The sequence below is a fragment of the Caballeronia sp. LjRoot34 genome (genome assembly GCF_964253815.1).
Taxonomy (GTDB): Bacteria; Pseudomonadota; Gammaproteobacteria; order Burkholderiales; family Burkholderiaceae; genus Caballeronia.
In genome coordinates this window covers 3920723-3935253 of record NZ_CAXUSB020000001.1, presented here as the reverse complement: position 1 = coordinate 3935253, position 14531 = coordinate 3920723, and the positions used below count along the sequence as shown (strand labels likewise).

General features: G+C 61.0%; 12 protein-coding genes and 1 pseudogene. 10 read left to right on the top strand and 3 right to left on the bottom strand.

The features are described from left to right. Positions 1-177: 177 nt before the first annotated feature. The 4 genes from ACSQ36_RS17665 to msrQ all read left to right on the top strand — a co-directional run bounded on the left by ACSQ36_RS17665 (position 178) and on the right by msrQ (position 5463). A complete protein-coding gene (locus ACSQ36_RS17665; RefSeq protein ID WP_436182857.1) occupies positions 178-2406 on the top strand; it encodes a cytochrome c biogenesis protein ResB in 2229 nt (742 codons plus the stop codon). A gap of 4 nt (positions 2407-2410) precedes the next feature. Then, on the top strand, positions 2411-3613 hold the full coding sequence (gene ccsB / locus ACSQ36_RS17660; RefSeq protein WP_436182856.1) for a c-type cytochrome biogenesis protein CcsB: 1203 nt from the start codon (positions 2411-2413) through the stop codon (positions 3611-3613). Positions 3614-3779: 166 nt separating this feature from the next. After that, the gene (gene msrP / locus ACSQ36_RS17655; protein ID WP_436182855.1) at positions 3780-4769 is read left to right on the top strand and encodes a protein-methionine-sulfoxide reductase catalytic subunit MsrP; all 990 of its coding nucleotides are present in this window, start codon (positions 3780-3782) and stop codon (positions 4767-4769) included. Between the two features lie 16 nt (positions 4770-4785). Next, a complete protein-coding gene (msrQ, locus tag ACSQ36_RS17650; RefSeq protein ID WP_436182854.1) occupies positions 4786-5463 on the top strand; it encodes a protein-methionine-sulfoxide reductase heme-binding subunit MsrQ in 678 nt (225 codons plus the stop codon). 83 nt (positions 5464-5546) lie between these two features. Here the strand turns inward: msrQ and lysA are convergent, their stop codons facing one another. After that, a complete protein-coding gene (gene lysA, locus ACSQ36_RS17645) occupies positions 5547-6809 on the bottom strand; it encodes a diaminopimelate decarboxylase (RefSeq protein WP_436182853.1) in 1263 nt (420 codons plus the stop codon). Here lysA and ACSQ36_RS17640 point away from each other — a divergent pair. Then, entirely contained in the window at positions 6808-7083 is a 276-nt protein-coding gene (locus ACSQ36_RS17640) for a hypothetical protein (protein WP_436183228.1), read from the top strand. The two genes, lysA and ACSQ36_RS17640, sit on opposite strands and share 2 nt — an antisense overlap. A gap of 20 nt (positions 7084-7103) precedes the next feature. Here the strand turns inward: ACSQ36_RS17640 and ACSQ36_RS17635 are convergent. Continuing rightward, positions 7104-7157: pseudogene (locus ACSQ36_RS17635) on the bottom strand (hypothetical protein); the annotation flags it as partial. Between the two features lie 53 nt (positions 7158-7210). On the opposite strand from ACSQ36_RS17635, the gene cyaY reads away from it, so the two are divergent. Then, a complete protein-coding gene (cyaY, locus tag ACSQ36_RS17630) occupies positions 7211-7528 on the top strand; it encodes an iron donor protein CyaY (protein WP_213767123.1) in 318 nt (105 codons plus the stop codon). A 74-nt stretch (positions 7529-7602) separates the two neighbouring features. Here cyaY and ACSQ36_RS17625 read toward each other — a convergent pair whose 3' ends face one another. Then, positions 7603-10011 carry a penicillin-binding protein 1A gene (locus tag ACSQ36_RS17625; protein WP_213767124.1) on the bottom strand — a complete coding sequence of 803 codons (2409 nt, stop codon included), beginning with the start codon at positions 10009-10011 and terminating at the stop codon, positions 7603-7605. A gap of 327 nt (positions 10012-10338) precedes the next feature. On the opposite strand from ACSQ36_RS17625, the gene pilM reads away from it, so the two are divergent. Genes pilM through ACSQ36_RS17605 form a run of 4 tightly spaced genes read left to right on the top strand, consistent with a single transcriptional unit; the run spans position 10339 to position 14505 of the window. Continuing rightward, positions 10339-11343 (top strand): type IV pilus biogenesis protein PilM, encoded by a 1005-nt coding sequence (gene pilM / locus ACSQ36_RS17620; RefSeq protein ID WP_213767125.1) that lies wholly within the window; start codon positions 10339-10341, stop codon positions 11341-11343. Beyond that, positions 11340-12041, top strand: coding sequence for a fimbrial assembly family protein (locus tag ACSQ36_RS17615; protein ID WP_436182852.1), 702 nt, complete (start codon positions 11340-11342; stop codon positions 12039-12041). Before pilM ends, ACSQ36_RS17615 begins: the two co-directional genes overlap by 4 nt. Further along, entirely contained in the window at positions 12038-12874 is an 837-nt protein-coding gene (gene pilO, locus ACSQ36_RS17610; protein WP_436182851.1) for a type 4a pilus biogenesis protein PilO, read from the top strand. The genes ACSQ36_RS17615 and pilO overlap by 4 nt, the downstream gene beginning before the upstream one ends. Further along, a complete protein-coding gene (locus ACSQ36_RS17605; RefSeq protein ID WP_436182850.1) occupies positions 12871-14505 on the top strand; it encodes a type IV pilus secretin PilQ in 1635 nt (544 codons plus the stop codon). The genes pilO and ACSQ36_RS17605 overlap by 4 nt, the downstream gene beginning before the upstream one ends. Positions 14506-14531: the final 26 nt, after the last annotated feature.

Here is a 14531-nt window from a genome sequence, read left to right as displayed (position 1 = left end):
AAGATGCGCGCAGCGTCGCCCGGACGTCACATGCGCGAGTCATAGTCGAGAAGTCATAGTCGAATGTGTTACGAAGCCGGTCCGACGAGGCCGGCGCGCAAAATAAGAAAAAGGGTGGGACGCCGGTCAAAGACCGCTTGCGTCTCCACCCTTTTTTGCTGGTCAGCCGGAGTTTGAATGAGCGTCACCACGTCGGGATTGCAGTCGAAGTCGAGCCGTAGCAGCGTGCGTCAGGCCATCGAAGTCATTAGTTCGATGCGCTTCGCTATTTCGCTGCTCGTCATTCTCGCGATAGCAAGCATTATTGGTACGGTTCTTACGCAAGAAGATCCGTACCCGAACTACGTCAATCAGTTCGGTCCGTTCTGGGCCGACATCTTCCGCGGTCTGAGCCTCTACAACGTGTATAGCGCGTGGTGGTTCTTGCTGATCCTGGCGTTCCTGGTGATCTCGGTGTCGCTGTGCGTGATCCGCAATGGCCCGAAGATGATCGCGGACATGAAGAGCTGGAAGGATCGGGTGCGCGAAGGCAGTCTGCGCGCGTTCCATCACAAGGGCGAATTCCCGCTGGTGCCCGAGTCGCGTGCCGAGACCGCCGCCAAGCTGCAACGTCTCGCGGGCAAGATGGGCTACAAGTTCGTCACGCGCGAGACAGAGAGCGGCGCGACGCTGATCGCGGCCAAGCGTGGCGCGCTGACGAAGCTCGGGTATATCTCGGCGCATCTGGCGTTCGTGATCATCTGCATTGGCGGCTTGCTGGACAGCAATTTGCCGATCAAGCTGCAGATGTTGCTCTTCAACAAGACGCCGATTGCATCGAACGAAGTCATCAACGACATTGCTCCGAATCACCGGCTGCCGACGTCGAATCCCACGTTCCGCGGTTACGCCTGGGTGCCGGAAGGGCAGCATGTCGCAACCGCCATCCTGAATCAGCAGGACGGCTCGCTGATCCAGGATCTGCCGTTCTCCATCCAGCTCAATAAATTTATCGTCGATTATTACTCGACTGGCATGCCGAAGCTGTTTGCGAGCGATATCGTCGTGATCGATCATGCGACCGGCAAGCGCATCCCGGCACGGGTGGAAGTGAATGAACCGTTCACCTACGACGGTATTTCGATCTATCAATCGAGCTTTCAGGACGGCGGTTCGAAACTCTCCATGACCGCCTGGCCCATGTCCGGCGGCAGCGCGAAAACCACGCCGTTCGACGGCGCCATTGGCGGCACGGCGCCGATGAACCCGCAGATCATCGGCGGACAGGGTGAAACCGTGGAATTCACCGATTTCCGCGCGATCAACGTGGAAAACGTCACCGACGGCAGCGGTTCGATCGATACCCGCGGTGTCGGCCAGACGCAGACGTTGAAGCAGGCTTTCGATGAACGGCTGGGTTCCGGCGCGAAGACGTCGAAGCCGACGGATCTGCGTAACGTCGGGCCATCGGTGCAATACAAGGTGCGGGGCACGGACGGCCAGGCGCGCGAGTTCAACAACTACATGCTGCCCGTCGACGTGCAAGGCCAGCCGATGTTCCTCGCCGGCATGCGCCTCAGCCCAAACGATCCGTTCCGTTATTTGCGCATTCCCGCCGACGAGCAAAGCTCGATCAAGCAATGGATGAACCTGCGTGCCGCGCTGGAAACGCCCGCCATGCGCGACGAAGCGGCGCGTCGTTTCGCGAAGCGCTCGGTGCCGGAAGCAAACGCGGATTTGCAGAAACATCTGGAAGAAAGCGCGTCGCGGGTGTTGAACCTGTTCGCCGGCGCGGACGAAACTGGCGTCGCGGCGGTTCCGGGGCAGCCGGGAGCCACATTGGGCGGTTTCCAGGCAATAGCGGGTTTTATCGATAAATCGGTGCCCAAGGGTGAGCAGGAAAAGGCGGCAGGCTTGTTGCTGCGCATGCTGGAAGGCGCGACCTGGGATCTGTGGCAGATTTCGCGCGCTCAGAACGGCCTGCCTGAGGCTCCGCCGGACGCAAAAAACACGCAATTCGTGCAATCGTCGATCAATGCTCTTTCGGACAGCTTTCTGTACGGATCGCCGGTTTTTCTGCAACTCGATTCGTTCAGGCAGATCCAGGCTTCCGTGTTCCAGTTGACGCGCGCGCCGGGTAAAAAAGTGGTGTATCTTGGCAGCCTTCTGCTCGTGTTCGGCATTTTCTCGATGTTTTACGTGCGTGAACGTCGTCTCTGGTTTTGGCTCAAAGACACATCAACGGGCGGCACGAGCGTGTTGATGGCAATGTCCACCGCGCGCCGTACGATCGATTTCGAAAAGGAATTCGCGCGAACGCGCGACGCGATCGGCGCCATGCTGGGCGTCAAGTCACAGCCGGTAGCGCCATCACCGGAAACGCTCGAGGACACCAAGTCCTCCGGCTCGCAGGATTCAACTCGGTAAGAACATGGACCTCACACAAGCCTCCTCGACTTCGACTCTGGCGCAGCAGCGCGCGGGCAAGGTGCCCGTCGACCCAGACCTCTTCGACGAACGTCCGTTTCTCAAGCGTCTCGGTGTGACCGACTGGTTGTTCGCCCTGGCGATGGTCGCCGGCGCGGGTTTCGCGCTGTATCGGTATCACCCGTTCATGAATTACTACGACAAGCTGGTGCTGTGTTGCGCCGTGCCCGTGTTCGTGGTGCTCGGATGGCGCTGGAAGCCGGTACGCCTGCTGATTGCGTGTATCGCGGTGATGTCGCTATTTTCTTTGCAGCTTTATCACGCGGACCTCGCCCGCGCCGACACCAATTTCTTCCTCAAATATTTCTTGTCCAGTCAGTCGGCCATTTTGTGGATGAGTGCGCTGCTTGTGCTGGCCACGGTGTTCTACTGGATCGGCTTGCTCTCGCGATCGCCCACGGGCGGCGCGATCGGCTCGAAGATGACCTGGGCGGCAGTGCTGATGGGCTTCACCGGCCTGATGGTGCGCTGGTATGAGTCTTACCTGATCGGTTCGGACGTGGGCCATATCCCCATTTCGAACCTGTATGAAGTTTTCGTGCTGTTCTGCCTGATTACATCGCTGTTTTATTTGTACTACGAGCAGCATTACAACACGCGTGCAATGGGCGCTTTCGTGCTGCTGGTGATCAGCGCGGCTGTTGGCTTTCTGATGTGGTATTCCATTGCTCGTGACGCCCAGCAAATCCAGCCGCTTGTGCCCGCGCTGCAAAGCTGGTGGATGAAAATCCACGTACCGGCGAATTTCATCGGTTATGGCAGTTTTGCGCTGGCGGCCATGGTCGGGGTAGCCTATCTGGTCAAGGAACGCGGCATTCTGGCGGACCGCCTGCCGTCGCTCGAAGTGCTCGACGACGTCATGTACAAGTCGATCGCGGTCGGTTTCGCGTTCTTCACCATCGCGACCATTCTCGGTGCGCTGTGGGCCGCCGAAGCGTGGGGTGGCTACTGGAGCTGGGATCCGAAGGAAACGTGGGCGTTGATCGTGTGGCTGAATTACGCCGCGTGGCTGCATATGCGTCTGATGAAAGGGCTGCGTGGCTCGGTGGCCGCGTGGTGGGCATTGACCGGTTTGCTGGTCACCACGTTCGCGTTCCTCGGCGTCAATATGTTCCTGTCCGGCCTGCATAGTTACGGCAAGCTGTAACATCTGCCGCTAAACACCGTCGTCTAAAAACCGCCACGCAAGATTTGCTGGCGGTTTTTTTATTGCCTGGGCGGAATAGCTGCAACCGATTCGGTGTTTGCCACGAATATAGGTATAGCAGCGGCGACACCGACACGGGCTGCAACCAGGATTTCAGGAGCATCGAATGGTTATGAAACACACACGCCAGCTTTTCGGCAACGACATCGCCCGGAGCGAGATCACGCCGCGCGCATTCTTCGAGAATCGCCGCCGCGTATTGCGGGCTGCGGGGGCGTTGGCCGCGACGGGGCTCATCGGTGTGAACGGCGAAGCGCTTGCCACGATGACATCGCCCGATGCAAAGGGGCAAAAGCTCGCCGCGACCACGAACACGAAGTTCGTCGCGCTGGACAAGGTGACGCCGTTCAAGGACATCACGAGCTACAACAACTTCTACGAATTCGGCACGGACAAGGCCGATCCGGCACAAAACGCGCATACGCTGCGGCCACGGCCGTGGAAGATATCGGTGGAAGGCGAGATCAAGAATGCGAAGGTGTATGACATCGATGAAATCGTGAAACTCGCGCCGCTCGAGGAGCGCATTTACAGAATGCGGTGCGTGGAAGGGTGGTCGATGGTGATTCCGTGGATCGGTATTCCGCTGTCCGAGATCATCAAGCGCGCGCAGCCGACGGGCAACGCGAAGTACGTGCAATTCATCACGCTCGCCGATCCGTCGCAGATGCCGGGACTGTCCGACCCCATTCTCGACTGGCCGTATTCCGAAGGTTTGCGCATGGACGAGGCGATGAATCCGCTCGCGCTGCTGACTGTCGGTTTGTACGGTGAAGTGCTGCCGAATCAGAACGGCGCGCCGGTGCGTTTGGTGGTGCCGTGGAAATATGGCTTCAAGAGCGCGAAATCGATCGTGAAGATCCGGTTTATCGAGAAGCAGCCGAAGACGAGCTGGAGTGAATATGCGCCAGCCGAGTACGGGTTTTATTCGAACGTGAACCCGAACGTCGATCATCCGCGCTGGAGCCAGGCAACGGAACGGCGCATTGGCGAGGACGGTTTTTTCACGCCGAAACGTAAGACGCTGATGTTCAATGGATACGGCGATCAAGTTGCCTCGTTGTATCGAGGCATGGATCTCAAGGCCAATTTTTAGGATTTAGGGGACGAGGATGGCTGTGGCTTCCGATGTCAAAACAAAGCCGGCAATAAAGCCAGTAGCGCGCGTTGCCGCAGGCGGCACGAACTGGATCGTGCCGGCGAAAGTAGCTGTGTTTCTTGGCGGTTTGTATCCGCTCGCGCGTATTGTGCTGCTGGGCTTCACGGGCGGATTGGGCGCGAATCCGATCGAATTCATTACCCGCTCGACCGGTTTGTGGACGCTCGTGTTCCTGTGCATCACGCTTGCCGTCACGCCGGTTCGCCGGCTGACCGGCCTGAACGCGCTGCTGCGTTTTCGGCGGATGCTCGGGCTATTTGCATTCTTCTATGTCGCGCTGCACTTCACCACGTACGTCTGGTTCGACAAATGGTTCGATGTCTTCGCCATTCTCAAGGACATCGTCAAGCGGCCATTCATCCTGGTTGGTTTCTCGGCGTTCGTGCTGCTGATCCCGCTCGCCGTGACGTCGCCGAAAGCGATGCTCAGAAAACTCGGTCGGCGCTGGCAAACGCTGCACAGGTTGATCTATCCGATCGCCGTGCTCGCGATCCTGCACTTCTGGTGGATGAAAGCGGGCAAGCACGATCTCATCTTGCCGAAGATCTACGGCGCGATCGTGGTGGTGTTGTTGGCGTGGCGCGTGCTTGTCTGGCTGCGGTCGCGAATGATGAAGACGCGTGCGGGTTAACCGCTTTTTGATCAGGACGCGCATGAAAAAAGGGCGACGCATGAATAGCGTCGCCCTTTTTGACTCTGATCCGACCACGGAAGTCAGTCCGGGAAAATCGATTCGCCCGCGAACAACTGCTTCACTTCTTCGCGTTCACGCACTCGCCGGGCACGTTCGCGATCGACCATGACTTCGGCGGCGCGCGGGCGCGTGTTGTAGTTCGAGCTCATCACGAAACCGTAAGCGCCGGCCGAGAAAATCGCGATCAGATCGCCTTGTTCGATGGCGAGTTCCCGATCCTTGCCAAGCCAGTCGCCGCTTTCGCAAACAGGACCGACCACGTCGTAGAGTTGCGCTTTCGTCGCGCGCTTTTCCACGGCTTCCATACGATGAAATGCCTGATACATCGCGGGACGCGCGAGATCGTTCATGCCGGCGTCAACGATGGCGAAATTTTTCTCCGCGCCCGGCTTCAGGTATTCCACGCGCGTGAGCAACACGCCCGCATTGCCGACCAGCGAACGGCCCGGCTCGAAATACACTTCGCGATGACCGTGCCCGCGGTCATCGATACGCGCGAGCACCGCACGCACGAATTCCCCGATAGCCGGCGGCGTTTCATGGTCGTACGTAATGCCGAGTCCACCGCCGACATCGACGTGATGAATGGTCGTGCCGTCCGCTTCGATCTGCTCGACGAGGTCCAGCAATTTGTCGAGGGCGTCGAGATACGGGCTGACTTCCGTGATCTGCGAACCAATATGGCAATCGATCCCGATTACGTCGAGATTCGACATGGCCTCGGCTTGCGCGTAAGTCGCGCGAGCCTCGTCGAAAGCCACGCCAAACTTGTTCGACTTCAGGCCCGTGGAAATGTACGGATGCGTCTTGGCATCGACGTCAGGATTCACGCGCAGCGACACCGGCGCTCGTTTGCCCGCGGCCTTGGCCACTGCGTTCAGCGCGTGCAGTTCGGGGATGGACTCGACGTTGAAGCACTTCACGCCGGCATCGAGTGCTTCGCGCATTTCCGCCGCCGTCTTGCCGACGCCGGAGAACACGGTGTTTTCGGCCTTGCCGCCCGCAGCCAGCACGCGCGCCAGTTCACCCGACGAGACGATGTCGAAGCCCGCACCGAGCCGCGCGAAAACGTTCAGCACCGCGAGGTTGCTGTTGGCTTTCACGGCCACGTGGATAGTGGCGCGGCGGCCGCTGCAGGCATCGGCGTAAGCTTTATACGCATCGGTCAACGCACTGCGCGAATACACGTAGAGCGGTGTGCCGAACTGATCGGCCAGCGACGCGGCCGAAACGCCTTCGACCTGCAGCACGCCGTCGGCGCGCGAGAATGCGGATTGAGTCATGGGTTTTCTGGTTCTGCTGACGCGCCGGGCCGGTTGGCCCCAAGCGTGGTATGGCCACGATTATTCGCCGGAGGAAGCGGCTTTGGGTGCCGACGCCGACGGGGACGATTTCAGGTTGTCGTCAGGGGAGAGCGAAAGCGCCGTACCGGATGTGTCCGGAACGTCCTCGGTACTCATAGCCGACGAGGCGGACGATGCTTCTGCCGGCACGCTCGCCGGCAACGGCGGAAGGCTTGAGGGACGAACTGGCATCGGCGGGGCGACGGGCATATAGAGCGGTCCACGCTGGCCACAGGCGGCGAGCAGCGTGCCGGCGGAAATGGCCAAAGCCGCTACAATCGCGCTCATCCGGAAGACGACTTGCATTACTGTCCCTGACTAATTAATCGATGGAGTTTAGCATGACCGACAACGAATACCTGACCCTCGCCGAGGCTGCGCTGGCGGCCATCGAGCGGGACGTGGACGGCCTCGAAGCCGATGTCGAATTCGAGCGCAGCGGTAATGTTTTAACGCTCGAATTCGAGAACCGCACGAAACTGATCGTGAATTTGCAGCCGCCGATGCACGAGCTCTGGCTCGCGGCCAAGGCTGGCGGTTTTCACTATAAGTATGTGGACGGCGCATGGCGCAACACGCGCGACGGCAGTGAGTTTTTTGAAGCGCTCAGCCAGTACGCCAGCGAACAAGCCGGCGAGCCGATCCGCTTTTCAGCTTGATCCGCAGCTTGATCTACCGCTTGATTTGCCGCTCAGGCCCTGGACTAGCCGGGGCTTGAGTTCGATCACGCTGCTTACTGTGCTTTGAACAGATTCATGATGTCCTGCTTTTCCTGCTCGCCGACCTGCGGCGCAGGCGCAGAGGGGGCCCCGCCACTGACGTCTTCCGGCACGGCCTGACTCACACCGATAGTTGCCACGAATCCGTGACCCGGCGTCATGTCGTCGAAATAGAGTTCGCCGCCTAGCGAGACCACATCGGGCGGCATGGTCGATTTGTATTCCGGCACGTCGCGCAACGCCCGGCTCATGTAGTCCATCCATACCGGCAGTGCGAGTCCGCCGCCTGTTTCCTTGTCGCCGAGACTGCGCGGCGAGTCGTACCCAATCCACGCAATGGCCACCAGCGAATGCTGATAACCGGCGAACCACGCATCGTGGGAGTCGTTCGTCGTGCCGGTCTTGCCGGCAAGGTCAGTGCGCTTCAACTGGTTCGTTCTCGCGCCCGTACCACGTTGCGCCACGCTTTGAAGCAGGCTGTTCATCACGTAGGCGTTGCGCGGCGTAATGGCGAGCGGCGCGGTGTCGGCGGCGACCAGCGGCTGCGGATGCGAGACCACGGCGCCGCGCGGATCGGTGATATCGGCGATCAGATACGGATTCACGCGGTATCCGCCGTTCGCGAACACCGAATACCCCGTCGCCATTTGCAGCGGCGTGACCTGGCCTGCACCGAGCGCCATCGGCAGATAGGCGGGCTGACGCGAGGCGTCGAAACCGAACTTCGTCACATAGCCTTGCGCATACTTCGGACCGATATTGTTCAGGATCCGGATGGAGACCAGGTTCTTCGATTTCATCAACGCCGTGCGCATGGGCATCGGGCCGTCGAAACCGCCGCCGTAGTTCTTTGGCTCCCACGCCTGGCCGCCCGTTTCAGCAGCGCTGAAGTAGAGCGGCGCGTCGTTGATGATGGTCGCCGGCGACAAGCCCTTTTCCAGTGACGCCGAATAGATGAACGGCTTGAAACTCGAACCTGGCTGGCGCCACGCCTGAGTGACGTGGTTGAACTTGTTCTTGTTGAAGTCGAAACCGCCCACCAGCGCGCGGATCGCGCCATCCTGCGGCACGATGGAAACGAACGCGCCTTCCACTTGCGGCAGTTGCGTGATGACCCAGGTGTCGTCGTCGTTTTTCATCAGGCGCACGATCGCGCCTGGCCGGATGCGCTGGTTCGGCTGCGCCCGCGTGCTGAGTGCGCTCGCGACAAAACGCAGATCGTTGCCTTCAACGACCGCCACGTTGCCATCGATAAAACTCGCTTTCACTTGCTTGGGGCTCGCCTCGGTGACGACCGCTGCGACGATCTCGCCGTTGTCGGGATGGTCGACCAGAGCGTCGTCGATAGCCTGCTCGCGATCGTCGGGGTCCGTGGGCAGATCGATATACGCTTCCGGCCCGCGATATCCGTGCCGATGTTCATAGTCCATCAGACCTTTGCGCACGGCGCGATATGCTGCGTCCTGATCGGCGGAATCGATGGTCGTCACCACGTTCAGGCCCAGCGTATAAGCCTCTTCGCGATACTGCGTGTACATCATCTGGCGCACCATTTCCGCCACATACTCGGCGTGCACGCTGAACTCGCGCCCGGCGCCCTTCACCACAAGCGGTTGTTTCGCCGCGTCTTCATATTGCTGCTGCGTGATGTAGTGCAGTTCGAGCATCCGTTCCAGGATGTACTGCTGGCGCACTTTCGCGCGTTTCGGATTGACGACCGGGTTGTACGCGGAGGGCGCTTTTGGCAAGCCGGCGAGCATGGCGGCTTCGGCAAGCGTGATGTCCTTCAGGTCCTTGCCGAAATAGACCCGCGCGGCACTCGCGAATCCATAGGCGCGCTGTCCCAGATAAATCTGGTTCATATAGACCTCGAGAATCTGGTCTTTCGTCAACGCGCGCTCGATCTTATACGCGAGCAACATCTCGTAGATCTTGCGGGTGTAGGTCTTTTCGCTCGACAAGAAGAAATTTCGCGCGACCTGCATCGTGATCGTGCTTGCGCCCTGGGAAGCGTGGCCGTTCGTCAACGCCACCGTGCCGGCGCGAAGGATACCGGTCAGGTCGACACCGCCGTGATCGTAGAAACGAGCGTCTTCAATGGCGAGCACCGCCTTCTTGAGGTAATCCGGCACGTCCTGGATTCGCACGACGCTGCGCCGTTCTTCGCCGAATTCGCCAATCAGCACGTGATCTGCCGTGTAGACCCGCAGCGGTACTTTCGGGCGGTAGTCGGTGAGCGCTTCGAGCGACGGCAGGTTGGGCTGGGCCACCACCAGCGCGTAACCGAGCACGAGCCCAGCGCTGATGATCAACCCGACAATACAAATTAACAATCCGAGCAGAAGCCTGATCCAGAGCGGGCGAACACGCTTCGGGGAATCGGGATGACGGGACGGAGGGGACGACGGAGACTGAGATTGCATGGCACCACCAAAAAACGGTCCCGCGATTATAGCTGCCCAACTTTACGGCTTTCGTCTGGCTTACTTGGGGTGTTGCGCGCAAGGTGCGGCGACCCCTCTTTCGTCACGATAAGCGTTGACGGACTGAGACTGCTAACGTTTGCATCGCTTCTTTTGAGACTTTTTCACGCTTGTTTCGTACCCACCGGCATCGGCGCTTTTTAAGCTCTTCATCCCTTTACGTTAGCCACTTGGACGAATGGTGGCAACCACTCCCGCTGCCCACAATCGTTTCATTGCCGGCGCCCGAACGGTTCGGTGCGCGGCCTGAAAAAAGAGAGGGTAAGCATGGGTACGGAAACACTATTGCGCGGATCGGTCCTGACCGTTACGCGCCGGTTCGCGGCGGGTATCGACATTACCGAAGGGGTTTTAAGACTCGCTGTAGTCAGCAAGCGCTTGCATGCGAATCGGCCCGTTTGCGTCGAGCGGCTGGAGGAGGTTCTGCTTGAACCGGGCGTGGTGATAGGCGGGGATTTCATTGACCGGACAGCTATCACGGCGGCGTTGCGAGAAGCGTTTTCGCGGCTGCCCGCGCGAGGCGCACTACGTTCGCTGCGGTGTGCAATGGCGTTGCCGGCGTCGGCAACACTGACTACGCGCATATCGCTGGCGAGGCTTACACAGACGAGCCAGGTTTCAATTTCAGCGTCGGCGGGGCGCGATCCACGCGGCTTGCTTGAACCGGCTGTGCTGGCAGAAGCCGAGCGCGTGGCGGGGATCGAGCGCGGCGCTCTCGCGGTCGACTGGTCCATCCAGATGCTCGAGAACGGCGACGCTGAGGTGTCAATTGCTGCCACCGGGCGGCAATACGTGGAGTCGCGCGTGGAGACGGCGGCGGCCGCGAACATCGTGCTGAGTGCAATCGATGGTGAGCCGGGCGCGGCGCTGCGCGCGTTGCGTTATTCGGCTGCTATGGAGATTGATCCGTTGGAACGTTATGTCGCGTGCTGGGTGGAAAGTGCGGGACTGCATGCATGGCTTGTCGGCGAGGAGGGCGTGGAGAACGAGGTGCGTTACCCGTCGCCAGAATATTCGAGCGCGACTGAAGCGCTGACCGATCTGGTTGGCGACGACCTGCCGGTGCACTGGATTTATATCGGCGGAGATATCGACCTGCTGAATCGCGCTGGCGTTTCCACGCCAATGCTGGCCGCATTGTTCGGCTGCCCGGTCATGCCGTTTGAATGCGCGCCGTTTTGCAATGGCGCGCAAAGGGTGGATGAACGTCTCGCGCATTCGCCGCTGTTTGCAGTGGCAATGGGGCTTGCGCTGCGCGAGGTAATGCCATGAGCACCGTCAGTTTGCATGCCTTCAATCTGCTGCCGTACAGGTCGGGTGCGCGTCGTCGAGCCCGCAACCGGGCGCTGGCGCTGCTCGCGGGCGCGGGTCTGGCGGGGTGTGCCGCGGTCGGCGCAGTGGCGGGCTGGGATGCGTTGGAGCGAGTGCATATAGAAGAGAAACGAGACTCGCTCGAGGTAGCGCTGCGGCAATTGGGTGCGCCGATCGCTGAGCATGCGCGGCTGGTCGAGCGCCAGGCGCTGGAGCGGAGGGCGCAGAGCGCCGCCGTGCCGTTAGCTGAACCGCGCGCCCGGTTTCTCGGCTTGCTCGATGCGCTCGCGCGGGGGACATCGCAGGGGAATATCGGCTTGCAGCGGGTGACGCAGCGCGTGAGCGAGGTGGAGCTTGCCGCCAGCGCGCCGGATTCACACACGGCCGCCGCGTGGCTGAAAGCGCTTGAAAAAGTGACGGGCGTACGGGCCGTGGAGATCGTGGAAATGCGCCGGCGGGTCGTTGCTGTGCGGCCTCCAGCAATAGCCGTCGCGCAACCCGCTGCGGTGAATTCGCAGGGCAAGACGAGCCCCTACGATTTCATCGCGGTCGTGCGATGGACGCAGAGCACCAGCGGGGACGCAGCGCCGAAGGTGCTGAAGGCCGCTAGACGAGAGGCGTCGTCGAAGCCGAAAGCAGCAAGCCGGAGCACGCGATGAACCGCCTCGCTAAATCTTCCCATGGGTTTCAATTGCTACAGCCTCTGGATGCCTGGAGCGGTTATCGGATCGCGCTCACGGGCGTCGTGATCGGCTTGCTGGTATTTGCTGCTGGCGTGTCGTTGTGGCGGTCCTCCGATCTCAGCGGCACGGAAGCCAGCCGTTTGGCGTCGCACGAAGCGCAGCAACGCCTAGACCGGGCACAAGCAATAACTGCGCAGTTGCCCGTGATGCGCGCGCGTTCAGGCGATGGTGCACCGCTCGTCCGTTGGACTGTTGCCGACGCACTTCACGAGCTGACCGCGCTCGCCGCTCAGAGCGGCTTGCGGATCGGCATGATCGAACCGTCGGCGCAGAAGGGCGACGGGATCGAGATCGAGCGGCCGCTGAAGCTTCGCGCCGAAGGTTCGTTCGGCGAGATCCGGCGGTTTCTCGACGCGCTGGAAGGGCTGCCAAGACTCGTCGTACCGGCAGACGTTCAAATGAAACGAGTGCCGAACGCGCTTTCCCTGGAAGCTACGCTCAGAGTATTCGAGGATCTTCCGGCGATCACGCGGCCGGAGCCGTCACGCTGGGACGAGTTTGCTATCGATCCGTTTGGTGTGAAGAACGGCGCAGGCGCGGGCGATGGAGGCGCGATGCTTCTTGTCGGCACTTTGCGTGCTCGGCGTCGCGGGATGGCATTGGTAGAGACGGCTGCGGGAGTCGATGGATTTCTGCCGGGCCAGATGATTGGCGACGAGCGGCTTGGCAATGTCCGTTCGCGTTCGATCGAGCTCAGTCGTCCTGACGGGGTCGTGCGCACGATTGGTTTCGCGGATGACCGGCCATGAAGACGCTGCGGCTTTTGCGGTTGTCAAGCCGTTCGGTGAGCGTGGCGCTTCGGGTTGCTCGTGGGGTGCCGGTGGTCGGTTCGTTCTCGTTGCGGTGGCGAATTTGCGCGCGTGGTATCGCGACCGTCTTGCTGCTGGGGACTGTCACTGCCCACGCCGCACTGCCCCCTTTGCCACCCCTGCCCGAGCCGTTTCCCGAGACCTTGCCCACGGACCAGTTCGCGGTTGAGGTTCCTGCGGCAGTCGTTGCGCAGGCGCCCGATGACGACACAGCCTGGCTGACGCCACCCACAACGCCCGCTACTCCGGCTCCAGTGGCCGCACCTGATGTCACGCCCGCGCTAGAAGGGCCGCCGACCCCATTGCCACCCGTTGAGCGCATGAGCCGTGGGCCGGTGGACTCTGCCGTCACGTCGCTTGATGACGGCAAACCGATCTCGCTGAACCTGAAAAATGCCGACTTGAGCGCCGTGCTGCAAACCTTCGCGAAGTTTTCAGGCGTCAACATTGTCGCGAGCGAGAAGATCCGCGGGCTGGTCTCGCTGAATCTCGTCGACGTGCCGTGGCGGCGCGCGTTCGACACGCTGCTCGACGTCCACGGCCTCGCGATGGAGCGCCACGGCGAGGTCATCTGGGTTGCGCCGCTTAGCGAACTGGCGGCGCGCGAGCGCCTTCGCTACGAAGCTCACGCCCGTGCAGCCGATCTCGAGCCGCTCGCCAGCCGCACCTTCGTTCTGCGCTATCCGCGTGCCGACGACGTTCGCAAGCTCCTGACGGGTTCGGGCAGCCAGCGGGTGTTATCGAAGCGCGGTTCTGTCATGGCCGATGCCCGCACCAACCTGCTTTTCGTCACTGACCTTGAGGCCCGTGTCACGCAGATCGCCGAGCTGATTGCGCGGATCGACCAGCCGACGCCCCAGGTGATGATCGAGGCGCGCATTGTGGAGGGCGACACCGGGTTTTCGCGCAATCTCGGGGTGAAACTGTCGATGACACCCACTGGCGACTCCACCGCGCGCGGTCTTGTGGCGGGTGCGGACGGCGCAGTGTTCGATTTATCGGCGCGGCCGATTGGCGGGTTTGACGCCGCGACCGCCGGCCTGACGCTATTCGCCGCGCAGGCTACGCGTTTGCTGAACGTCGAGTTGAGCGCGCTCGAAAACGAAGGCCGCGGCGAGATTGTGTCGAGTCCCCGCGTGATCACCGCGGATCGCGTGAAGGCGGTGGTCGAGCAAGGCACGGAGTTGCCGTATCAGGCGAAAGTGGGCAATGGCGTATCGGGCGTCCAGTTTCGCCGGGCCGCGCTGAAACTGGAGGTCGAGCCCCAAATTACGCCGCATGGCCACGTGATCCTTGATCTCGATGTATCGAAGGACAGCGTCGGTGAGCAAACGGCAGCCGGCCCGGCAATCAACACCAAGCACGTCCAGACGCGCGTGGAGGTGGAGGACGGCGGCACGGTGGCAATCGGCGGGATATATTCCTCCGATGAGCGCGAGGACGTCACGAGGGTCCCGCTGCTCGGTAAAATCCCGGTATTGGGCTGGCTTTTTCGTCATACCGCGCGCCGCAATTCACGCAGCGAACTGGTCATTTTCATTACCCCGCATATCGTTCCGGCGCGTCTGTGAGGGCCGTCGGCAAGCCTTTCCGACTC

Excerpts from the sequence above, each read along its gene's own strand:
- msrQ (WP_436182854.1), top strand. The coding sequence starts at position 4,786 with ATGGCTGTGGCTTCCGATGTCAAAACAAAGCCGGCAATAAAGCCAGTA.
- msrP (WP_436182855.1), top strand. The coding sequence starts at position 3,780 with ATGGTTATGAAACACACACGCCAGCTTTTCGGCAACGACATCGCCCGG.
- ccsB (WP_436182856.1), top strand. The coding sequence starts at position 2,411 with ATGGACCTCACACAAGCCTCCTCGACTTCGACTCTGGCGCAGCAGCGC.
- lysA (WP_436182853.1), bottom strand. The coding sequence starts at position 6,809 with ATGACTCAATCCGCATTCTCGCGCGCCGACGGCGTGCTGCAGGTCGAA.
- ACSQ36_RS17605 (WP_436182850.1), top strand. The coding sequence starts at position 12,871 with ATGAAGACGCTGCGGCTTTTGCGGTTGTCAAGCCGTTCGGTGAGCGTG.
- pilM (WP_213767125.1), top strand. The coding sequence starts at position 10,339 with ATGGGTACGGAAACACTATTGCGCGGATCGGTCCTGACCGTTACGCGC.
- pilO (WP_436182851.1), top strand. The coding sequence starts at position 12,038 with ATGAACCGCCTCGCTAAATCTTCCCATGGGTTTCAATTGCTACAGCCT.
- ACSQ36_RS17625 (WP_213767124.1), bottom strand. The coding sequence starts at position 10,011 with ATGCAATCTCAGTCTCCGTCGTCCCCTCCGTCCCGTCATCCCGATTCC.
- ACSQ36_RS17615 (WP_436182852.1), top strand. The coding sequence starts at position 11,340 with ATGAGCACCGTCAGTTTGCATGCCTTCAATCTGCTGCCGTACAGGTCG.
- ACSQ36_RS17640 (WP_436183228.1), top strand. The coding sequence starts at position 6,808 with ATGGGTTTTCTGGTTCTGCTGACGCGCCGGGCCGGTTGGCCCCAAGCG.
- ACSQ36_RS17665 (WP_436182857.1), top strand. The coding sequence starts at position 178 with ATGAGCGTCACCACGTCGGGATTGCAGTCGAAGTCGAGCCGTAGCAGC.
- cyaY (WP_213767123.1), top strand. The coding sequence starts at position 7,211 with ATGACCGACAACGAATACCTGACCCTCGCCGAGGCTGCGCTGGCGGCC.